Origin of the sequence: Acinetobacter portensis (assembly GCF_023158935.1) — a bacterium.
GTDB lineage: Bacteria > Pseudomonadota > Gammaproteobacteria > Pseudomonadales > Moraxellaceae > Acinetobacter > Acinetobacter faecalis.
The window spans coordinates 2,495,463-2,517,077 of sequence record NZ_CP096120.1 but is presented as its reverse complement, the minus strand read 5'-3'; the positions used below and the strand labels follow the sequence as shown (position 1 = coordinate 2,517,077).

At 37.8% G+C, this 21,615-nt stretch carries 20 protein-coding genes; 19 read left to right on the top strand and 1 reads right to left on the bottom strand.

From position 1 onward, the window contains the following. Nucleotides 1-185: 185 nt before the first annotated feature. Nucleotides 186-2,870 (bottom strand): phosphoenolpyruvate carboxylase, encoded by a 2,685-nt coding sequence (gene ppc / locus MZO21_RS12520; RefSeq protein ID WP_248104056.1) that lies wholly within the window; start codon nucleotides 2,868-2,870, stop codon nucleotides 186-188. A 607-nt stretch (nucleotides 2,871-3,477) separates the two neighbouring features. Here ppc and MZO21_RS12515 point away from each other — a divergent pair. From MZO21_RS12515 to galU, 19 genes are all read left to right on the top strand, one after another. Then, entirely contained in the window at nucleotides 3,478-3,855 is a 378-nt protein-coding gene (locus MZO21_RS12515) for a hypothetical protein (protein ID WP_154773135.1), read from the top strand. 106 nt (nucleotides 3,856-3,961) lie between these two features. Further along, entirely contained in the window at nucleotides 3,962-5,074 is a 1,113-nt protein-coding gene (gene dnaJ / locus MZO21_RS12510; protein ID WP_154773136.1) for a molecular chaperone DnaJ, read from the top strand. Between the two features lie 258 nt (nucleotides 5,075-5,332). After that, on the top strand, nucleotides 5,333-5,737 hold the full coding sequence (locus MZO21_RS12505; RefSeq protein ID WP_152872730.1) for a transposase family protein: 405 nt from the start codon (nucleotides 5,333-5,335) through the stop codon (nucleotides 5,735-5,737). 148 nt (nucleotides 5,738-5,885) lie between these two features. Further along, nucleotides 5,886-6,548, top strand: coding sequence for an IS1595 family transposase (locus tag MZO21_RS12500; RefSeq protein WP_152875444.1), 663 nt, complete (start codon nucleotides 5,886-5,888; stop codon nucleotides 6,546-6,548). Between the two features lie 49 nt (nucleotides 6,549-6,597). After that, on the top strand, nucleotides 6,598-6,924 hold the full coding sequence (locus tag MZO21_RS12495) for a transposase family protein (protein ID WP_178927752.1): 327 nt from the start codon (nucleotides 6,598-6,600) through the stop codon (nucleotides 6,922-6,924). Nucleotides 6,925-7,080: 156 nt separating this feature from the next. After that, nucleotides 7,081-7,902 (top strand): 4-hydroxy-tetrahydrodipicolinate reductase, encoded by an 822-nt coding sequence (dapB, locus tag MZO21_RS12490; RefSeq protein WP_154773137.1) that lies wholly within the window; start codon nucleotides 7,081-7,083, stop codon nucleotides 7,900-7,902. Nucleotides 7,903-8,067: 165 nt separating this feature from the next. Next, nucleotides 8,068-9,345: a Vi polysaccharide biosynthesis UDP-N-acetylglucosamine C-6 dehydrogenase TviB gene (tviB, locus tag MZO21_RS12485; RefSeq protein WP_154773138.1), complete on the top strand. Its 1,278-nt coding sequence runs from the start codon at nucleotides 8,068-8,070 to the stop codon at nucleotides 9,343-9,345. A gap of 26 nt (nucleotides 9,346-9,371) precedes the next feature. Then, a complete protein-coding gene (locus MZO21_RS12480; protein ID WP_248103223.1) occupies nucleotides 9,372-10,397 on the top strand; it encodes an NAD-dependent epimerase/dehydratase family protein in 1,026 nt (341 codons plus the stop codon). A gap of 38 nt (nucleotides 10,398-10,435) precedes the next feature. Continuing rightward, nucleotides 10,436-11,569, top strand: a complete 1,134-nt coding sequence (locus tag MZO21_RS12475) for an oligosaccharide flippase family protein (RefSeq protein ID WP_248103224.1) — start codon at nucleotides 10,436-10,438, stop codon at nucleotides 11,567-11,569. Between the two features lie 65 nt (nucleotides 11,570-11,634). Beyond that, a complete protein-coding gene (locus MZO21_RS12470) occupies nucleotides 11,635-12,171 on the top strand; it encodes an acyltransferase (RefSeq protein ID WP_248103225.1) in 537 nt (178 codons plus the stop codon). A gap of 160 nt (nucleotides 12,172-12,331) precedes the next feature. Then, nucleotides 12,332-12,877 (top strand): acyltransferase, encoded by a 546-nt coding sequence (locus MZO21_RS12465; protein WP_248103226.1) that lies wholly within the window; start codon nucleotides 12,332-12,334, stop codon nucleotides 12,875-12,877. A gap of 23 nt (nucleotides 12,878-12,900) precedes the next feature. After that, a complete protein-coding gene (locus tag MZO21_RS12460) occupies nucleotides 12,901-14,031 on the top strand; it encodes a glycosyltransferase (protein ID WP_248103227.1) in 1,131 nt (376 codons plus the stop codon). After that, nucleotides 14,028-15,122, top strand: a complete 1,095-nt coding sequence (locus MZO21_RS12455) for a glycosyltransferase (RefSeq protein WP_248103228.1) — start codon at nucleotides 14,028-14,030, stop codon at nucleotides 15,120-15,122. Before MZO21_RS12460 ends, MZO21_RS12455 begins: the two co-directional genes overlap by 4 nt. Continuing rightward, complete coding sequence (locus tag MZO21_RS12450) at nucleotides 15,119-16,261, top strand: glycosyltransferase family 4 protein (protein WP_248103229.1); 1,143 nt, start codon at nucleotides 15,119-15,121, stop codon at nucleotides 16,259-16,261. Before MZO21_RS12455 ends, MZO21_RS12450 begins: the two co-directional genes overlap by 4 nt. Then, complete coding sequence (locus MZO21_RS12445) at nucleotides 16,258-16,866, top strand: sugar transferase (RefSeq protein ID WP_248103230.1); 609 nt, start codon at nucleotides 16,258-16,260, stop codon at nucleotides 16,864-16,866. The genes MZO21_RS12450 and MZO21_RS12445 overlap by 4 nt, the downstream gene beginning before the upstream one ends. Further along, nucleotides 16,859-17,515: an acetyltransferase gene (locus tag MZO21_RS12440; protein ID WP_248103231.1), complete on the top strand. Its 657-nt coding sequence runs from the start codon at nucleotides 16,859-16,861 to the stop codon at nucleotides 17,513-17,515. Before MZO21_RS12445 ends, MZO21_RS12440 begins: the two co-directional genes overlap by 8 nt. Nucleotides 17,516-17,536: 21 nt before the next feature. After that, entirely contained in the window at nucleotides 17,537-18,706 is a 1,170-nt protein-coding gene (locus tag MZO21_RS12435) for a DegT/DnrJ/EryC1/StrS family aminotransferase (protein WP_248103232.1), read from the top strand. Between the two features lie 120 nt (nucleotides 18,707-18,826). After that, entirely contained in the window at nucleotides 18,827-20,701 is a 1,875-nt protein-coding gene (locus MZO21_RS12430; RefSeq protein ID WP_248103233.1) for a polysaccharide biosynthesis protein, read from the top strand. Nucleotides 20,702-20,727: 26 nt separating this feature from the next. Next, nucleotides 20,728-21,606, top strand: coding sequence for a UTP--glucose-1-phosphate uridylyltransferase GalU (gene galU, locus MZO21_RS12425; RefSeq protein WP_248103235.1), 879 nt, complete (start codon nucleotides 20,728-20,730; stop codon nucleotides 21,604-21,606). The last annotated feature ends 9 nt before the right edge of the window (nucleotides 21,607-21,615 follow it).

Below are 21,615 nucleotides of genomic sequence, written 5' to 3'. Positions count from 1 at the left end.
TTTAACGAGTGATAAAAGTTTTTTTACTAAAAAATGGCATAAAATCAGCACTTAACCGCTAAAATTTATATGTTTTTGTAGTGTTTAAAGTTTGTAATTTTACTTATATATATAATAATTATTTTTAATGAACGTTTATTAAAAAAGCACACATAATAGTGTGCTTTTTTGTAGGTGTTTATAAATTAGCCTGTATTGCGTAAGCCAGCAGCAATACCTGCAATAGTAACCATTAATGCATGATCGACAGGGGTATTTTCAGCCTGTTTTTCATTCATATATAAACGACGACGTTTCATAAGTTCGGCTTGTAATAGATGCAACGGTAATAAGTATGGTTTACGCACTTTCATGGACTGATCTAAAACTTCATTACTACTTAAAAGTTTAGATTCGCCTTTAAGTGCCAATAATGTTTTTACAGCATCTTTTAAGCGTTGGCGTAGTTGTTCACCTAAAACTTTTAAATCTTCATCATCTGTAAGGTGTGCTTCGTAATAAAGTGCTACATGACCATCTGCTTTTGAAAGTACCATTTCGAGCATATCAATAAGTGTTTGGAAGTAAGGCCATTCTTGAAGCATTTCATCTAGCAATCCTTTTTGGTCATTTGCAATGACTTGATTAATTGCAGCACCTGTTCCTAACCAAGCAGGAAGCATTAAGCGAATTTGTGTCCAAGCAAATACCCATGGAATAGCACGTAAAGATTCTATGCCACCACTGACTTTACGTTTTGCAGGGCGAGAACCAAGTGGCAGCATTTGAAGTTCTAACTCAGGCGTTACCGTACGTAAATATTTCACAAAATGAGGGTTTTCACGAACGGTTTGACGATATACCTGTACAGATAAATCGGTCATTTCATCCATAAGCGCACGCCATTCATCTTTTGGCACAGGCGGTGGTAGAAGTGTTGCTTCTAAAGTTGCAGCCGTATAAACCTCTAAGTTTTGGAGCGCAATACCTTCTAAACCAAATTTGAAGCGAATCATTTCACCTTGTTCAGTCACACGAATTGCACCTGAAATTGAACCAGGTGGTTGAGAGAATAAAGCTTGTTGAGTTGGTGCACCACCACGGCTGATTGAACCACCACGACCATGGAATAGTGTTAATTGAACGCCATGCGTTTGTGCGACAGCAGTTAATTCTTCTTGAGCACGATATTGTGCCCAGTTTGCAGACATGAAACCTGCATCTTTTGCAGAGTCAGAATAACCAATCATGACTTCGTGTTTGCCTTGAATATGTTGCTTATACCAATGCATACCAAACAGGGTATTCATAGTTGATGCAGCACCATCTAAATCTTTTAAAGTTTCAAATAGCGGAACTACACGTAAAGAATGCTTAATGTCTGCTTCTTTTTGCAAAAGTAGAACAGCTAAAACATCACTTGGATATTCCGCCATAGAAATAATATAGGCACCTAAACTTTCTTGAGGCTGTTTTGCCAAAGTGCGCATAGTTGCAAACACTTCCTGAACATCTGGATGTTCAATGAGGCTACCTGCAGGCTCATTTAAATATTTAGGTAAAAGAGGGCGTTTGCTTTGTAATTCTTGCAATAAGAAATTTTGACGCGCTTGTTCTGTCCACGTTTCAAAATTACCTAAACCTAAATATTCCGTAATTGCTGAAATCGCTTGGCGATGACGACCAGATTCTTGGCGAATATCGAGTTTTAAAAGTTCAATACCAAAACAATTTACACGGTGAATGTAATCGAGCAATTTACCATTGGCAATTTCAGGCAAATTACAATCAATTAAAGAGCGATAGCATAAAAGAAGAGGTTGCAGAAGTTCCTCTTTACTTTGAATAACACGGCTGCTATCTGCATCACGACCTGCAAGCTTTTCTGATAGCCAATGGCGTGTTGCTTTTAAACGCTCACGAGTGTCACGTAAATATTCACGATATGGTTCTGCATGATTTTTGCCTAAAGCTTGTTTTAATTCATCTGAACATTGCTGAATTGAAAGTTCCCAACGTAAATCTTCAATATCACGTAAATATAATTCAGATGCTTGCCAGCGAGAAAGCCACAAAACTTCTTGAGTAACGTTATGCGTTACATTTGGATTTCCGTCACGGTCACCACCCATCCAAGATGCGAAGCGAACAGGCGCAATAGTTAAAGGCAAACTTTTACCGCATTGATCTTGCACCATGCCATTTAATTCACGCACAAACTTTGGAACAGCATTCCATAAAGTTTGTTCGATGGTTGTAAAGCCCCACTTTGCTTCATCAATTGGCGTTGGCTTGTTTTGACGAATTTCATCTGTTTGCCATGCAGAACAAATCAGTTGTTTTAAGTCATCTAAAACCGTTTGGCGTTCATGTGGTGTCAGTTTTTGCTGATCAAATTTATGTAGACAATCGTTAATACCATCGTACTTTTGAATAAGCGTACGACGGCTTACTTCTGTGGGGTGAGCTGTTAGAACCAGTTCAATTTTAAGTTCGCAAACTTGCTTATATAAGGTTTCTGCGGAAATTTGATGTTGTTTAAATTTTTCAAATAAATGATCGAGTGGATTTGGTGATGGTAAAGACTCATCAAACTCACTTTGGCGACGGCTACGAACCACATGATATTGTTCGGCAATATTGGAGAAGTTTAAAAAGTGGGTGAATGCTCGGGTGAGAGGTAAAATTTCTTCATCACCTAAGCTAGATAATAATTTTTCTAATTCTCTTTCAGCTTCAACTTGTCCATCTCTCGCACCTTTAGATAAAGCACGAATTTGCTCGACTTGATTAAACAAATCTTGTCCTGCTTGCTCCTTGAGTGTTTCACCCAACAAGTTTCCAAGTAAACGTACGTCTTCGCGTAATGGAGCAGCAATTTGTTGAATCATTTTAATCATTCCCCGCTTGTTCTTGATTTGAATATACCGTGAATAGATGACATTTCTAGGTATTTACAGACAAAAGTAGCACAAATGTTGATGATAAAACCTGCGAATGAATTTCTATTTAAAATGAGCAAGTGAGCTTATAAATAAAATGGAAAAAATAGCCAATATTAATCATGAAAATAAATATAAGAAAATCGACTTCACGTGGAACATAAAAATAATGAAATAAATAAAGACTAAATTGCTGAAGGGATTTTTCGTTTAAATGAAAAATATAGTAAAACTTTATGAAAAATTAAGGCTAAAAATTGAAGATAAAAATACAAAGAAGTTGTGTTATACATCATTTTATAGAGAACGTAATGGTGTATGAATTTAGGGTTAAGCAATACTTATGTCACTTTTAACGCAATTTCCTTACGACCTTTATACAGACAGCAGTTTAAAGTAAAAAAAAATAACATTTGTGCATGATTTTCTGTCAATATTAAGTGCGAAACACTGTAAAATTAACTATAGTAGCGCCTTAATAAATTTAAGATATTTAATACATAATTTTGCTAAAAATCATAAAACGAAATATGTATAGAATGGGGTAGTAACCAATATGGCAAAGGACAGCATAACGAAGAGTCGCCGAAGCATCGCGATTTCATATGTGTTTATGTTTCTTACTTTATTTACAATCGTATTTGGTCTATTTGCCTATCTTTTTGCTAGAAAAATCTCCTTAGCCCAAGGTGTGGAAGTTTGGTTACAAACACATTCCTTTTGGGTAATGCGTAACATCGTTATTTATATACTTCTTTCTCTGTTTACTTCTGTATGGTTCATTCCACTGTATTTTTACTATTGGGATACCTACATGTGGGTAACCGCTTGTACCGTTATTGGTGTGGTTTTTGCCATTATTGCCTTCCTGTTCTTATTAAATGCATGGTTAAAAGGCATGTCTAAGTTTTTCAAAAACAAAGCTGTTTTTTAAATTAGGTATAATTTTTTTTCAAACACCCTCTTGTAAAATTTGGTTTGACCCCCAATTCAGACCACAGTTAAGTATTAATAAAATTCCGTGAGGAGCATCGCCTGACATGGCTAAACGTGATTATTATGAGGTTTTAGGCGTTTCTAAAACTGCTAGTGATGATGAAATTAAGAAAGCCTACCGCAAGTTGGCGATGAAATATCATCCAGATAGAAATCCTGACAATGCTGAAGCTGAAGAGAAATTTAAAGAAGCTGCAGAAGCTTATGAAATTTTATCTGATAGCGAAAAACGCAGCATGTACGACCGTATGGGGCATCAAGCTTTTGAAGGTGGTATGGGCGGCGGTGGCGGCTTTGGTGGTGGTTTTAGCGCAGAAGATATCTTTAGCCAGTTTGGCGATATTTTTGGTGGTGCGTTTGGTGGCGGTGGTCGTCAGCAACAACGCGCGCGCCGTGGATCTGACTTACGTTATGTAATGGATCTTACGCTTGAAGAAGCTGTGAAAGGCGTTAAAAAGACCATTACTTTTACTGCTCCTGCACCATGTGAACCATGTGATGGCAAGGGTGCTAAAGATCCGAAAGATGTTGAAACCTGTAAAACATGTCATGGTGCTGGTCAAGTACGTATGCAACAAGGTTTCTTCTCTGTTCAGCAAACATGTAGTACTTGTCGTGGACAAGGTAAAACCATTAAGAACCCATGTAAGTCTTGTCATGGTTCTGGCGTAGCAGACCGTCAACAAACACTTGAAGTGACTATTCCTGCGGGTGTAGATAATGGTGATCGCGTTCGTTTATCTGGTAAAGGTGAGGCGATTCGTGATGGTCAATCGGGTGATTTATACGTAGAAGTTCAAGTGCGTGAGCATGAGATTTTCCAACGTGATGGCGCAGACCTTTATATGGATGTACCTGTAAGCATTGCTGATGCTGCTTTAGGTAAAGAAATAGAAATTCCGACGCTTGATGGTCGTGTAAGTTTGAAAGTGCCTGAAGGTACGCAAACTGGTAAGTTATTCCGCTTACGTGGTAAAGGTGTAAAACCTGTTCGTACAAGCATGACGGGTGATTTGCTTTGCCGTATTGTGGTTGAAACGCCTGTGAATTTAACTGCACGTCAGCGTGAATTATTAGAAGAGCTTCAAGCTTCTATGGATGGAGATGACAATAAATCTTCTCCGAAGAAAAAGTCTTTCTTTGGTTTGTTTGACTAATTTGAAGTTGAATAAAAAGGACGCTGAGGCGTCCTTTTTTGTTTTTGGGTGAATAACAGCTATTTTTTATTCATTATAATTCATAGCTTTATCGCATAGTAAAAAGCCCAATCTCAATCGATTGGGCTTTTTTTATAATTTTTCATATTTCAAGCCTCTTAAATAATCAATAGACTTCCGTCATAAATCAAAAAACGTACAATTTATTTGATCTTAAATTAATCAGCAAAATTATTTAATCCAAGGGATAATCCTTGGATGAAATTCAAAGATATTCAAAAATTATCAGACGTTAAGTTTCGTAGGCTTACCGGTGTTAGTTGGGCTACATTTAACCTCATGTTGGCCGAGCTAAATAAGGAGTTACCTTGTCATATTGGTAAAGGACGACCACATAAATTACCGTTGGAAGATCGTTTGCTCTTATGTATAGAATATTGGAGAGAATATCGAACATTTTTCCATCTTGGTATGAGTTACGGTGTATCTGAAACGAGTGCAATTCGTATCACACGCGTTATTGAAGATACCTTAATCCGTTCTGGAAAATTTAACTTGCCAAAACAACTTCCTAATCGAGATGAAGTGGATTGGGAAGTTGTTGTGATTGATGCAACTGAAATATTAGTTCAACGTCCAAAAAAAACAGAAGAAATGGTATAGCGGTAAAAAAAAGCGACATACCTTTAAATTTCAGCTATCTATGCACTATACAACAGGTGAAATACTGAGTGTATGTGGAAGTCATGGAAGCATGCATGATTTTAAAATAGGCTCTAGACTAGCAGAATAGATATGTTAGTCTAGAATCATGATAGAAAACAGTAAATTAAGTCACTATAAGATTAAAAAAATTATTCAGTGCTTTTGCATTGATATTCCTGCTTCTAAAACAGCCTTATTGCTTAACTTGAACCGTAATACCATCAACTATTGGTACATGCTTTTTAGAGAAGCAATCTACGATCATCAAACAGATTTAAGAGCAAAGTTTGTAGGTTCTATTGAAGTTGATGAGAGCTATTTTGGAGCAAAAAGACAACGTGGTTTTCATGGGAAATTGAAGCGAGGTCGAGGTACTTTAAAACAACCTGTATTTGGAATATTTGAAAGGAATGGTCGAGTTTATACAGAAATAGTCCCTGATTGTAAAAAGACTACATTACAACAAGTTATCTTAGGTAAAGTTGCACTTGAAAGTGTAATTTATAGTGATGGTTGGCGTGGATACAATGGTTTGGTAGATGTTGGTTACTCAAAGCATTTTAGAGTAAATCATGGAGCGAATGAATTTGCCAGAGGACAATGTCATATAAATGGAATAGAATCATTCTGGAGCTTTTGTAAAAGAAGGCTAGCAAAGTTCAACGGTATATCAAAAGAGTATTTTGATTATCATCTTAAAGAAACAGAATGGCGTTGGATGAGGGAGCCTAATGAGCTAGCAACAGAGTTGTGGGACCTCATTAGGTAAAACTAAGTGCAAATCTGCTAGTCTAGAGCCTAAAATATTTAAAAAAAGCATGAGGAAATTAAAATTTAAGCCCTTTTTTATCGTTGATAAGGGGTATTTAGGGATAAAGAAATTGGGTTTTGGATGCCTCATGCCATCTAAAGCAAAGAAAACTGAAAAACTAGATTCTGAATTAAAAAAGTTAAATAAAGAGATTGGTCGTAGACGAATTCAAGTAGAGCATGTATTTGGAAGGATGAAATGTTTTAAGATTTTATCTTGTGTATATAGAAATCGTCGTAAACGATTAAACCTGCGGTTTAATTTACTTGCTGGCATATACAATTTAGATTGGGTGAAAGATAAACAATTAAATTGGTTGAAAAATGATTTATGAAGGAAGTCTAATGTTCCACAAATTAAATAAGACAAAATAAAAAATCATCAGCAAAACAAATTTCAAATAACACACAATTTTATAGACAGCATCTTAGAGTTCAGCACGACATTTGCTATAGTAAGAACAATTTTGAATCATCTTTAGGAAAATGATATGTCAGCAGCTCCACGCATTGGTGTATTAGGTGCAGGCGGTCGTATGGGACGCATTCTAATTCAAGCCGTTCAACAAGCAGGCTACCAACTTGCAGCAGCAGTAGAACGCCCTGAAAGCAGTTTGATTGGTTCAGATGCGGGCGAACTTGCAGGAATTGGAGCAGTTGGCGTAAAAGTTTCAGGTAGCCTAGAAGAAGTATTAAAAGACTGTGACGTCGTGATTGACTTCACAGCACCTGTGGCAACAGCAAATCACCTAAAACTTTGTCGTGAAGCTGGCGTTGCAATCGTGATTGGTACTACAGGTATGAATGACGAGCAAAAAGCATATTTAGAAGAAACAGCAACCCAAACACCTGTGGTTTATGCTGCAAACTACTCAGTTGGTGTAAACGTATCAATTAAACTGCTTGAACTTGCTTCAAAAGTATTTGGCGATACTGTAGATATCGAAATTATTGAAGCACATCACCGTCATAAAGTAGATGCACCATCGGGTACTGCTTTAATGTGGGGTGAGGCAATTGCAGACACATTAGGTCGTGACCTTAAAGAAGATGCAGTCTATTGCCGTGAAGGTCATACAGGTGCACGTGAACGTCAAAGCATTGGCTTCCAAACTATTCGTGGTGGCGACATTGTGGGTGAACACACAGCAATGTTTATTGCAGATGGCGAACGTGTTGAAATTACCCATAAAGCAACAAACCGCATGAACTTTGCATCGGGCGCAGTACGTGCTGCTGCTTGGGTGGTGGGTCGTGACGCTAAAAAATACGATATGAAAGATGTTTTAGGCTTTAATGATATTCAAGTTTAAAGCACAATAGGTTTTGTAATATGAATATGTTCAATCGGATAAATATCTTATTAGAAACAAATTTACAAAACCTTTTAATAACGGGAAAAACTCCATTTCTGTTATAATAAAGAGAGCCTCTAAAAGGCTCTTTTTTATTATATACACAAAACCATAAGGCTCTGTATGTTGCAACTCGCTGAACTAAAAATCGCAATTATTGGATTGGGTTATGTTGGTCTTCCTTTGGCCGTTGAGTTCGGTAAGAAAGTGCCAGTTGTGGGATTTGATATCCATCAAAAACGAATTGATGAATTAACATCAGGACATGACCATACATTAGAAGTGTCACCTGAAGAATTAGCACAAGCAGCTCAATTAAGTTACACCGCAAATTTAGAAGATTTAAAAGACTGTAACTTCTTTATTGTGACTGTTCCAACGCCTATTGATGAATTCAAACAACCCGATTTAACACCGCTTGTAAAAGCGTCTACAAGCATTGGTCAGGTGTTAAATGCAGGTGATATCGTGGTGTATGAATCAACAGTTTATCCGGGTGCAACTGAAGAAGTCTGTATTCCAGTATTAGAAAAAGTGTCGGGTTTAATATTTAACCAAGATTTTTACGCAGGCTATAGCCCTGAACGTATTAACCCGGGCGATAAACTGCACCGCGTAAGCAATATTCTAAAAGTAACATCAGGTTCTACACCTGAAGTGGCTGAATTTGTCGATCAAGTTTATAAATTAGTGATTGAAGCAGGCACGCACAAAGCGGAAAGCATTAAAGTGGCTGAGGCTGCAAAAGTAATTGAAAATACGCAACGTGATGTAAACATTGCTCTCATTAATGAGTTAGCACTCATCTTTAATAAAATGGGCATCGATACTGAATCAGTGTTAAAAGCTGCGGGTACAAAGTGGAACTTTCTTCCGTTCCGTCCGGGTTTAGTCGGTGGTCACTGTATTGGTGTTGACCCGTATTACTTGACTTATAAAGCACAAGCGATTGGTTATCATCCTGAAATTATTTTGGCAGGTCGTCGTTTAAATGATGCGATGGGCGCTTATGTTGTGACTCAACTTGTGAAGAGCATGATTAAGAAAAAAATTCAGGTTGAAGGTGCGAAAGTTCTTGTGCTTGGTTTGAGTTTTAAAGAAAACTGTCCAGATATTCGCAATACTAAAATTATTGATATTGTGAAAGAACTTCAAGAATATCATATTGATGTAGACATTTATGACCCTTGGGTAAATGCGGACGAAGCTGAACATGAATATGGCATTCGTACCACGGATGCGCTGCAAAATGGTATTTACGATGCTGTAATTTTAGCTGTTGCACACGAGCAATTTGTGGCTTTAGGTGCAGAGAAAATTCGTGCGTTAGGTAAAGAAAGCCACGTGTTGTACGACTTGAAATATGTTTTACCGCAAACTGCGTCAGATATTCGTCTGTAATTGAAATAGAAATTAGGAAAGAAACAATGAACCAATTTGAAGTGGTTTGTGAGCAATTAAAACAAACACCAAAAACTTGGTTAGTGACAGGTGTTGCTGGCTTTATCGGCTCGAATTTGTTAGAAACTTTATTAAAGCTCAACCAAAAAGTGGTGGGTTTAGATAACTTTGCAACAGGTCATCAGCACAATTTAGATGAAGTAAAAAGCTTAGTATCGGCAGAACAGTGGGCGGGTTTTAGCTTCATTGAAGGTGATATTCGTAAATTTGAAGATTGCCAAAAAGCGTGTTCAGGCGTGGACTATGTGCTACATGAAGCGGCTTTAGGTTCTGTTCCACGTTCTATAGCAGACCCAATTGCAACCAATGAAACCAATATTAGCGGTTTCTTGAACATGTTGACTGCTGCGCGTGATGCAGGCGTTTCAAGTTTTACTTATGCTGCAAGTAGCTCGACTTATGGTGATCATCCCGCATTGCCAAAAGTTGAAGAACATATTGGTAATCCATTATCACCATATGCGGTAACAAAATACGTCAATGAGCTTTATGCTGACGTATTTGCACGTACGTACGGTTTTAAAACCATTGGTTTACGTTACTTTAATGTATTTGGTCAACGCCAAGATCCAAACGGTGCATACGCTGCGGTTATTCCAAAATGGACAGCAGCGATGATTGCAGGCGATGACGTATTCATTAATGGTGATGGCGAAACAAGTCGCGATTTCTGCTTTATTGATAATACGGTTCAAGCCAATATTTTGGCAGCAACAACCATGAATGATGAAGCGAAAAATCAAGTCTATAACGTGGCTGTGGGCGATCGTACAACATTGAATGACTTGTTCAACGCAATTAAAGTTGCATTGGCTGAAAATTCAGTGAATTATCAGAAAGATGTGGTTTATCGTGAATTCCGAGCAGGGGATGTGCGTCATTCTCAAGCAAGCATTGCGAAAATCGAAAATCATTTAGCTTATGATCCGAAATTTAAAATTGCAGAAGGGATTCAACTTGCAATGCAGTGGTACGTTAAAAATCTGAAATGAGGATAAAAGCGCTTGTTTCAAAATATCAATCAATTGGATTGATTACATCCAGTTTATTAGTGGGTGCGATAATTACATTTATCGCACTTCCTTTTTTAACGCGCCTATATTCTGTTCACGATTTTGGTCAATATGGTGTGGCACTTGCAATAGTGAGTGTGCTTTCAACCATTGCCAATTTACGTTTAGATCAAGCTCAACTTGTCGCAGACGATGCAGATCAAAAAAGTTTAATATTTGAGGGTTCGGTTTTTTCCCTTATTTTTTGCGTCTTGTCGGCAGGTGTTCTGAGCTTCTTTTTTGATAGTTCGATGATTCTTGCCATTTGTTTTGGTGTGTTATCGAATACTGTTTTACAAAGTTTATATAACTATAAATTTGCCCATGAAGCAGAAGTTTTTTGTGCTGGCTTAAATATTTACCGTAGTTTAATTGTGGTGGTGGCACAGCTAAGTTTGCCATTATTGATGAGTATTAGCTTGGTGTGTAGCTATGCTGTTAGCTCGGTGATTATGCTATTTACCGTGTTACTTTATATTGCAATTCACGGTTTATACCAAGTGAGTTGGAGTAGTTATAAAAATTACAAAGATTTCATTTTTTCCAATACGCCACATGCATTATTAAACAGCTTTTCACATAATTTGCCGTATTACGTGGTGTCGCATTTTATTGGTTATCAAGCCGTTGGTTTTTATGCAATTGTTGAGCGGACATTACGCGTACCTATTAATTTGATGTCGCAAACTATTCGTCAGTTTTTCATTCGTAAATTTAAACATGCAGATTCACCACGCGAAGCCTTAAAAAGTAGTGTCTTTTTAAGTCTCATTTCGTTGCCATTTTTTGCGCTTTTTTTTGTGTTACCTGAATCATTATATTTAATGATTTTTGGTCAGCATTGGGTGGGTATTTCGCTCTATTTCCAAATTTTAGCTTTAGGATATTGGGCAGTATTCTGTAACCCGCCAAGTTCTGCGTATTTAATTGCAAAACGAAATAGCCAACAATTATTTAAATTGCAAATTGTTGAACTGATTATAAAATTTACATTGTTTGCAGCATTGTATATGTTGATAGACAATAAAATGTATATGCTTTTGGCTGTGCCAGCGTCTTTAATTTTTTACAATTTTGCCATTTTGTACGTGGTTTGGAGAAACCCAAAGTGATCTTTTTTAAATGCTTAAAAGTACTCAATTGGTTTTCTACCTTGTGCCGAAAAAGCCTATATAACATGGCATTTTCTAGCCAGTTTAAATACTTTGGAAAACGTACGAAATTAGATATTTCAGGGCAAGTTCGCATTGGTAAAAATGTCTATATTGGCGATGATGTAACGCTGATTGTAGAAAATGGAGCATCATTGGTCATTGGTGATAACAGCTTTATTGGGGAAAGTTGTTATATCAAATGCTTTGGCGGAAAAGTGGAAATTGGATGTGATGTGAGTATCAATTCCAAGTCATTTTTAAATGGTTGTGGCGGCTTAAAAATTGGTGATAACACGCGTATAGGCACACAAAGTATTATGATTGCGAGTAATCATAAATTTGATGATCCTGATATTTTGTTTAAAGATGCTATTACCAAAGAAGGCATTGAGATTGGTCAAAATGTTTGGTTTGGCGCACGTGTTACTGTACTAGATGGTGTGCATATTAGCGATGATGTAGTGGTTGGGGCTTGCTCATTGGTCAGTAAAAACATTACGGAAGCAGGCGTGTATGTGGGAACACCTGCGAAAAAACTGCAACAAAAGTCAAAAGAATAATTCGATTCAAACGGACATCAATACATATATCCTCAATGGTCATGTCATATCTGAAAAGTAGATTTTCAGTTAAAATAAGTGCATTCGATTTTGTATTGTATTTATTGATACATCACCCGTTTCAATTCAATTCCCCTCACTAAATCAAAGGTTTTTCGTCATGAAATTTATAAAAGCTATTTTATGCCAAGTTTTTGATTTAGTTTATTTCTTTATAAAAGGTAGTGTCGCTTACGCACGTAAGAAAGGCGTGGTTGTTGGTGAGCGTTGCCGAATTTATATTAGAAGTTGGGGGTCAGAACCATTTTTAGTGAATATTGGTGATGATGTAACGGTGACATCGGGCGTAAAATTTATTACCCATGATGGTAGTACGTGTTTGGTTAAAGATGAACACGGTAAGCGCTATCAAAAGTTTGCACCGATTACAGTGGGTTCACGCGTTTTTATTGGGGTGAATACCATTATTATGCCGGGTGTCACAATTGGCTCAGACGTGGTGATTGGTGCAGGCTCGGTTGTCACCAAAGACATTTCAGATAATTCTGTGGCAATTGGTGTACCTGCAAAAGTGGTATCAAGTTTTGAAGATTACCAAGCCAAAATTAAAGCAACCTGTGCAAGTGATACAGACTTGGCGGATGTTCACGGCTATGCTGAACGTGTGCAGTGTGCCATTGAATTGCAAAATCAAAAACACTCTTAATTTCATATTTTTTAGGTCTTGTTATGCTGAATAAAGTCATGTTCTTTTTACCTACGCTTGGGGGCGGTGGGGCAGAGCGTACCGTCATTCAACTTGCAAATAGTTTCGTTGAACAAGGTCTAAATATTCATTTAGCTGTCTGTAATATTCATGGTGAAAAAGGAAAGTTACTACCTGAGGTAAACCCGAAAATTCAATTGGTGAATTTTGACTGTGGGCGTGTAGTGAATGCCTTATTTCCTTTGAAAAAAAGATTTCAAACTGAAAACTACGATTGTGTTGTTGCAACTCAAACACATACCAATGTGATTTGTGCCTTTGCTAAAAAATTAGCAGGGGTAAAAACAAAAATGATTTTTCGTGAAGTTTCGACACCTTCTAAAAATATGAAAAATGAAGGGCTATCGAAATTTATTTTAAAAAGTTTAGTGAATTTTACCTACCCAATGGCAGATCAAGTGGTCTGTGTTTCTAATGGGGTATTGGATGATTTTCGTGAATATTATGCATATCAAAAACAAAATTTAATCACCATTTATAACCCTGTTATTGATGATGCTTATTTTGAAAAACTAAAAGCACCAACATCACATCATTTTTTCCAAGCAGACAATCAAGCAAACACGAAAGTGGTGATGGCAGTCGGGCGTTTGACCGAAGCGAAAAATTTTAGTTTTCTTATTCAATCATTTGCAAAGTTGAATCAAGAGCATCCTGAAACTCGATTACTTATTTTGGGTGAGGGGGAGTTACGTAGCGAACTTGAACAACTCATTCGAGACTTAAATCTGGTCGATGTGGTCGATTTAGCAGGTTTTGACCCAAATCCATATGCGTATTTTAAATATGCTGATTTATTTGTTTTAAGTTCAAATTGGGAAGGTTTGCCGGGTGTGCTAATTCAGGCATTGGCTTCAAAAATTAAAGTGGTCAGTACCAATTGCCCAAGTGGTCCAATGGAAATTTTAGTGAATTCGAAATTCGGCTTATTGGTCGAATGTAATGATGAAACTGCAATGACTTCAGCCATGAAAAAGGCATTATTCGAAAATTATGTCGATTATAGCGAAGCTGAGTTTGAACAACATTGCAGTCAATTTCATAAGCAAAATGTACTTCAACGCTATTTGAACATGATGGAGAATCCATCTTGAAAAAACAGAAAGTTGTTCATGTGATTACCAATTTTGCAGGCGTTGGTGGTGCAGAAATGATGCTGTCTCGCTTGATTCAGCAAACTCAGCATGAATGTGAACACATCATTATTTCATTAATGAAAACCTCAGAAGTTTATGCAGATGCTTTGGCAATGTGCTCATCTCATTATGCTTTGGGTTGGAATGGTTTAAATAGTATTTCTGTTGTAGGGAAATTACGTAATTTACTTGAAAGTTTAGTGCCTGAAACTGTGCAATGTTGGATGTATCACGCCAATGCACTGACTTCTCTTGCGACATTGAAAATGAATAATAAGCCTCAGGTTTTTTGGGGTATTCATCATTCGTTGGCATCTCCAAAAGATGAGTCCATTAGCACAAAAGTGGCTTTAGCTTTCAGTAAATTTTTAGCGAAAAAGCCTGAAGGCATTATTTATTGTGCGCATTCATCTTTAGAACAGCATGAAAAATTTGGTTTTAAAAATGCCAATTCTGCTGTTATAGCCAATGGCGTGGTTCTAGAAAAATATCAGCCGAATTCAGAGCTTCACGAGCCTATTGTCATTGGCTTTGCAGGGCGTTATCACACTGCAAAAGGCTATCCATATTTATTTGAAACGATTACTAAATTAAAAGATCAGCCGATCATTTTTAAAATTGCAGGTGCAGGGGCGAATTTAGAAAACCCTGAAATTAAGCAATATTTTGAACAATACAACTTAGATAAAAACCAAGTTCAATTGCTTGATCAAGTTTCAAATATGCCTGAGTTTTATCAGTCAATTGATGCCTTTTTAATGACTTCGATTACGGAAGGTTTTCCGAATGTTTTGGTTGAAGCAATGGCTTCGGGCTTACCATGTATTAGTACCGATGTTGGTGATGCAAAATATATTGTGAATGATCACGGTTGGATTGTTCCACCACGCGATGCAGATGCATTAGCACAAGCAATTTTGACTTACGTACATTCATCAATTGAAGAAAAACAGCAATTGAAACAAGCAACACGATTACGTGTAGAGCAGAATTTTGGCATTGAAAGTGTGAGCCAACAATATTTGGCAATGTGGAGTAAAAGCAGATGAAATTTTTAATGGTGAGTAGCTTTTTACCATCTGTCTTGAATTTCCGTGGCAAATTATTAGAAGCCATTCATGCCAAAGGTTATGAAATACATATTTGCGCGCCCGATTTAACAGACTTTCCTCATGAGCTTGAACAACTCAAAAATATGGGCTATCAGGTTCATTCGGTACCCATGCAACGCACAGGAACCAATCCTATTCAGGACTTAAAAACCTTATTGGCTTTGGTTGCATTGATGCGTCACATTCAGCCCGATTATGTGCTTTCTTATACGATTAAACCTGTCATTTATGGCACATTCGCAGCTCGTTTAGCGCAAGTTCCACATAGCTTTGCGCTGATTACAGGGCTAGGTTATGCATTTCAAAATGTGGAATCGGGTAAGCGCAGTATTTTCCAAAAAATGGTGCATCATTTATATGGCCAAGCTTTGAAATTTGCCGATAAAGTCTTTTTTCAAAACCCTGATGATTTAAAGCTTTTTCACGACATGAAATTACTCGATGCCAAAAAACCTGCGGTTGTCGTGAACGGCTCAGGTGTGAATGTTCAAGATTTTGATGTTATGCCTTTGCCTGAAAATGATGAAGGCGAAGCTAAAGCATCTTTTTTACTGATTGCTCGTTTACTTGGAGATAAAGGCGTACGTGAATATGCAGAAGCTGCACGTATTGTAAAAGCGAAGCATTCTGAAGCAGAGTTTCATTTGGTGGGTTGGATTGATGATAATCCATCTGCAATTTCACAAGCCGAACTCGATGCTTGGGTGGCAGATAAAACGGTAAATTATTGGGGCAAGTTGAGTGATGTACGTCCTACGATTCAGGCAAGTTCTGTGTATGTATTACCATCTTACCGCGAAGGCACGCCACGCACAGTTTTAGAAGCAATGGCAATGGGTCGAGCGATTATTACCACAGATGCACCGGGTTGTCGTGAAACGGTAATCAATGGTCAAAATGGCTATTTGGTTGGGGTAAAATCGGTCGATGATTTGGTACAAACCATGCAGTATTTCATAGAAGATCCGAAACTCATTCGTTACATGGGACAGCGTTCACGTGAAATTGCATTGAATAAATATGATGTGCATCAAGTGAATAAGCATATGATGACAGAGATGGGAATTTTGCCATGATCAAACGATTACTTGATATTGTGATTGCATCTATCGCATTGATTTTATTGTCGCCTGTTTATTTTATTGTGGCTCGCAAAGTTAAAAAGAATTTGGGTTCGCCTGTGCTTTTCCGTCAAGTGCGTCCGGGTTTGCATGGTAAACCATTTGAAATGATTAAGTTTCGAACCATGAAAGATGCTGTTGACGCAAATAGCAATCCGTTACCAGATAGCGAGCGTTTAACTCCTTTTGGGAAAATGCTTCGCGCAACAAGTTTGGATGAAATGCCTGAACTTTGGAACGTGATTAAAGGCGATATGAGCATAGTTGGACCACGTCCATTACTTGTGGAATATTTACCTTTGTATAACGAAGAACAAGCCAAACGTCATCATGTACGTCCAGGCATTACAGGTTATGCGCAAGTGAATGGGCGCAATGCGATTTCTTGGGAAAAGAAATTTGAACTTGATACATGGTATGTTGAAAATCAATCACTTTGGCTTGATTTCAAAATCATGTTAAAAACAGTGAAGAAAGTACTCGCAAAAGACGATATTAGTGCTGAAGGCGAAGTGACTATGAGTAAATTCACAGGTACTGTGGAACATAAAAATGACTAAACTTTGTGCTGTGTATGGTGTTTCAGGGTGTGGACGTAGTCTTATGCCCATTGCCCGTCAGCAATTAGCACGAGAACAAGATGCATCAGAAATTGTCTTTATTGATGATGCACTGACGGACATTGCCATGGTAAATGGTCATCGTGCAATGAACTATGCGCAATTTCTAAAAGAACAAACATCAGAAAAATCGGTTCTCATCGCGATTGCAAATAGTCGTGTGCGTGAAAAATTAGCAAATCGCTTAAGTGAAGATGGTATTGCATTGTGGTCTGTAGTTGCAGATAACGCCGTGTTGATGGATGAAACAGACATTGCCGAAGGTTGTGCAATTAGTCCATTTGTCAGCATTACTTCAAATATTAAAATTGGAAAATGCTTCCACGCCAATTTATATAGTTATGTTGAGCATGATTGTGTTATTGGTGATTTCGTTACCTTTGCACCAGGCGTAAAATGTAACGGCAATATTCATATTGAAGATCATGCTTATATAGGTGCAGGTGCTGTAATTAAACAGGGAACACCTGAAAAGCCTTTGGTGATTGGAAAAGGTGCAATTGTAGGTATGGGCGCTGTCGTGACGAAAAGTGTACCTGCAGGTGTCACTGTAGTCGGCAATCCGGCTCGCATTGTCGAACCAAAATAAATTTTAAACTAGGAAAAATCCATGTTAAATACTGCATTTGAACCGTGGCCAAGCTTTACTCAAGCTGAAGCAGACGCGGTATCAAAAGTTCTGTTGTCGAATAAAGTGAATTATTGGACAGGTCAAGAATGTCGCGAATTTGAAAAGGAATTTGCTCAATTTGCAGGAACGAAACATGCAGTAGCTGTAGCTAATGGTACGGTTGCCCTAGATTTAGCCCTAAAAGCATTGGGCGTAGGTGCAGGCGATGATGTGATTGTGACATCACGTACTTTCTTAGCATCAGCAAGTTCAATTGTGACCGCAGGGGCAAATCCAATTTTTGCGGATGTTGAACTTGATTCACAAAATATTTCACGTCGTACGATTGAAGCGATGCTTACGCCAAAGACTAAAGCCATTATTTGTGTACATTTGGCAGGTTGGATGTGTAATATGGATCCAATCATGCAATTGGCAGAAGAAAAAGGCATTTTCGTGATTGAAGATTGTGCCCAAGCGCATGGTGCAATGTACAAAGGTCAGCCTGCGGGTTCAATTGGTCATATTGGTGCATGGTCTTTCTGCCAAGATAAGATTATGACCACAGGTGGTGAAGGTGGTATGGTCACCACCAATGATGAAATGCTTTGGAGAAAAATGTGGTCTTATAAAGATCATGGTAAAAACTACGACAGTATTTATAACAAACAACATCCACCGGGTTTCCGTTGGTTGCATGATTCATTTGGTACAAACTGGCGCATGATGGAAATGCAAGCGGTCATTGGTCGTTTACAGCTTGTTGAGATGCCGAAGTGGACTGCAAAACGTAATGCCAATATGGCACGTATTCAAGCCATATTTGAAAATAATCCATATTTTACTGTAGCAAAACCATCTTCTGATTATGTGCATGCAGCATATAAATGTTATGTGCAAGTGAATGTTGATGTTTTACCTGAAGGCTGGTCACGTGATCGCATCATGGCAGAAATTAGTGCGCTCAATGTGCCGTGCTTTAGTGGTTCTTGTTCTGAAGTTTATTTAGAAAAAGCATTCGATGACACAAATTGGCGTCCTGAAAAACCGTTAAAAAATGCAAAAGCATTAGGCGAAACAAGTTTAATGTTTTTGGTTCATCCGACATTATCTGAAGACAGTATTCAGAAAACTGTGAATGCGATTCAACAGGTGATTGCTCAAATCTAAAAAGATTCGCCAAATGATGAACTCAGGTATAATCATTTGGCGTATAACATTTAAAATAGTGTTTAAAGCTAGAGAGTTTATTTCCCTAAAACAACACATGCTTGGATCGAATCTTACTCTGTGAAATCAATCATTCTGCCACTATCTACAGCACCTCGTATTGTGAAGCAAAGCTTCTTGGTGCTGATGGATTTTCTTATTTTCCCCATCCTGATTTGGCTATGTTATGCCATTCGTTTGGTGAATTTAGGTGTAGAAGCTGTGCCAAATATCCCATTTGGTCCGCTGTGGGTTGCTGCGATTGCCAGTTTGATTTTGGTGGCATGTGGTGTTTATAAGTTTATTGTTCGCACCTTTAATGAAGCACTTATTGCTAAATTAGCACTTGCGACATCTTTAACTGTTTTTGCTTTATATCTTTTGGCATATTTAACGCCTGCATTTATTCCAATGTCTATTCCGCTCATGTTTGGTTTCATGATGTTTGCATGGATTTGGTTTAGCCGCGGTGTAATTCGTTTTGTGGTACGTTCGCATTTCCAGTCAGATGTACTACGTAAACGTGTGGCGATTTATGGTGCGGGTTTCGCAGGACAGCAAATTGCTGCACTTTTAAATAAGTCAGATGAACATTTACCTGTATTTTTTATTGATGACAATTCATCTTTATCGGGTCAAATGGTCGGGCGTTTAAAAGTTTATCATCCTCGACATGCGCTTAAAATTTTAAAGAAAGACACGGTTGATGAAATTTTAATTGCGTTGCCATCGGTCGGTCGTGAACGTAAAAGTGAAATTATTAAATTCTTAGAACCTACGCATCTGAAAATTACCGAGCTACCTAGTTTAACCCGTCTTGTAGATGGTGAAGTCCGCATTTCAGATATTCAGGAAGTTGATATTATTGACTTATTGGGACGTGATCCTGTTCCACCTGTATCAGAGCTTTTAGCCAAAAATATTCATCATAAAGTGGTGATGGTCACAGGTGCAGGCGGTTCTATTGGTTCGGAGCTGTGTCGTCAAATTATTAAAAATCAGCCGAAAATGTTGATTATTTATGAAATGACAGAGTTTGCACTGTATCAAATTGAAAAAGAATTACGTTTATTGTCGAATGAAGACATTGTACCAATTTTGGGCACAGTGCTTGATCAGCGGAAACTGGAACGTGTGATTCAGCAATATCAAGTACAAACAGTCTATCACGCAGCGGCATATAAGCATGTGCCATTGGTAGAATGCAACCCAATTGCAGGCTTGAAAAATAACGCAGTGGGTACAGCTTTTAGCTTAAATGCAGCAGTCAAACAGGGCGTTGAAACCTTTGTTTTAATCTCGACAGATAAAGCGGTGCGTCCGACCAATGTCATGGGTGCTTCAAAACGTTTGGCAGAGTTATATTGTCAGGCAATGGCTGAGGCACAAAATACAACGCAAATTAGCATTGTTCGTTTTGGTAATGTTTTGGGTTCATCTGGTTCAGTTGTTCCTTTATTTAGACAGCAAATTGCCAAAGGTGGACCAATTACCGTGACTCACCCTGAAGTGACACGTTACTTTATGACCATACCTGAAGCATCTCAGTTGGTTATTCAAGCAGGTGCGATGGGTAAAGGTGGGGATGTTTTCTTGCTAGATATGGGGCAACCTGTACGTATTCAGGATTTAGCACGCCAAATGATTTCACTCAGCGGTTTAAAAGTGAAAGATGCAAATACTCAAGATGGTGATATTGAAATTCAATATACAGGCTTACGTCCGGGTGAAAAATTATATGAGGAATTACTTATTGATCAAGAAAATACGGAAACAACAGAACATAGCCGTATTTTAAGATCGTATGAAAAGCATTACCTTTTAGAAGACATTTTAAAAACATTTGAACGAATTGAATCACTCACAGCTGTTGAAGATGATGTGAACTGGGCGCTGACTCAATTAGAACATTATGTCGATGGTTATCACCGTGGTAATCAGATTCAGGTAAACTAATCCTATAAATATATTTGAGTTAAGTTATGAGCATTAAAAAAGCCATTCTTCCTGTTGCAGGTTTGGGTACACGTTTTTTACCTGCAAGTAAGTCAATTCCAAAAGAGATGGTGACCGTTGTTGACCGTCCTGCAATTGAGTATGTGGTGAAAGAAGCTGTTGCTGCTGGTATTGAACAAATTATTTTAGTGACGCATTCTTCAAAGGCATCTATTGAAAATTATTTTGACCGTAATTTTGAATTAGAAACAACGTTAGAAAATAAAAAGAAAATTGATTTACTTAAAGAAATTACTGAAATTTTACCGCCTCATGTCAGCGTCATTAGTGTACGTCAGCCACAAGCGCTAGGTTTGGGACATGCAGTATTATGCGCAAAAGCTGTGGTGGGTAATGATGATTTTGCAGTTCTACTACCCGATGTTTTAGTGAAAGATCCATCTGAAACCAATGATTTGAGTTTGATGATTCAGCGTTTTAATGAAACACAAGCTTCTCAAATTATGGTGGAAGCTGTTCCTGATAACTTAGTTGATCAATACGGTATTGTAGATGTTGCGTCTACACCTGCGGAAGGTCATAGCATTCAAATGCAAGGTATTGTTGAAAAGCCTGCTGTGGGTACGGCACCATCTAATCTATCAGTGGTTGGTCGATATATTTTACCTGCAAAAATTATGCAATTACTTGAACAAACACCAAAAGGTGCAGGTAATGAAATTCAATTGACCGATGCAATTGCGATGTTGCAAGAAACAGATACTGTTGAAGCTTATCGTATGAAAGGTCAAACCTTTGACTGTGGTAGTAAGCTTGGCTATTTAAAAGCTGTACTTCATTATGGTGTAGATCATCCTAAACTTGGTGATGCATTTAAGGATCTCATCAAAGAATTAAAACTATAGAAAAGGACC

What these genes read in the sequence shown, in the direction of transcription:
- MZO21_RS12515 (WP_154773135.1), top strand. Translation starts at nt 3,478, where the DNA reads ATGGCAAAGGACAGCATAACGAAGAGTCGCCGAAGCATCGCGATTTCA.
- MZO21_RS12450 (WP_248103229.1), top strand. Translation starts at nt 15,119, where the DNA reads ATGAAATTTTTAATGGTGAGTAGCTTTTTACCATCTGTCTTGAATTTC.
- MZO21_RS12460 (WP_248103227.1), top strand. Translation starts at nt 12,901, where the DNA reads ATGCTGAATAAAGTCATGTTCTTTTTACCTACGCTTGGGGGCGGTGGG.
- dnaJ (WP_154773136.1), top strand. Translation starts at nt 3,962, where the DNA reads ATGGCTAAACGTGATTATTATGAGGTTTTAGGCGTTTCTAAAACTGCT.
- ppc (WP_248104056.1), bottom strand. Translation starts at nt 2,870, where the DNA reads ATGATTCAACAAATTGCTGCTCCATTACGCGAAGACGTACGTTTACTT.
- MZO21_RS12435 (WP_248103232.1), top strand. Translation starts at nt 17,537, where the DNA reads ATGTTAAATACTGCATTTGAACCGTGGCCAAGCTTTACTCAAGCTGAA.
- galU (WP_248103235.1), top strand. Translation starts at nt 20,728, where the DNA reads ATGAGCATTAAAAAAGCCATTCTTCCTGTTGCAGGTTTGGGTACACGT.
- MZO21_RS12445 (WP_248103230.1), top strand. Translation starts at nt 16,258, where the DNA reads ATGATCAAACGATTACTTGATATTGTGATTGCATCTATCGCATTGATT.
- MZO21_RS12500 (WP_152875444.1), top strand. Translation starts at nt 5,886, where the DNA reads ATGATAGAAAACAGTAAATTAAGTCACTATAAGATTAAAAAAATTATT.
- tviB (WP_154773138.1), top strand. Translation starts at nt 8,068, where the DNA reads ATGTTGCAACTCGCTGAACTAAAAATCGCAATTATTGGATTGGGTTAT.
- MZO21_RS12470 (WP_248103225.1), top strand. Translation starts at nt 11,635, where the DNA reads ATGGCATTTTCTAGCCAGTTTAAATACTTTGGAAAACGTACGAAATTA.
- MZO21_RS12440 (WP_248103231.1), top strand. Translation starts at nt 16,859, where the DNA reads ATGACTAAACTTTGTGCTGTGTATGGTGTTTCAGGGTGTGGACGTAGT.
- dapB (WP_154773137.1), top strand. Translation starts at nt 7,081, where the DNA reads ATGTCAGCAGCTCCACGCATTGGTGTATTAGGTGCAGGCGGTCGTATG.
- MZO21_RS12505 (WP_152872730.1), top strand. Translation starts at nt 5,333, where the DNA reads ATGAAATTCAAAGATATTCAAAAATTATCAGACGTTAAGTTTCGTAGG.
- MZO21_RS12465 (WP_248103226.1), top strand. Translation starts at nt 12,332, where the DNA reads ATGAAATTTATAAAAGCTATTTTATGCCAAGTTTTTGATTTAGTTTAT.
- MZO21_RS12495 (WP_178927752.1), top strand. Translation starts at nt 6,598, where the DNA reads ATGAGGAAATTAAAATTTAAGCCCTTTTTTATCGTTGATAAGGGGTAT.
- MZO21_RS12480 (WP_248103223.1), top strand. Translation starts at nt 9,372, where the DNA reads ATGAACCAATTTGAAGTGGTTTGTGAGCAATTAAAACAAACACCAAAA.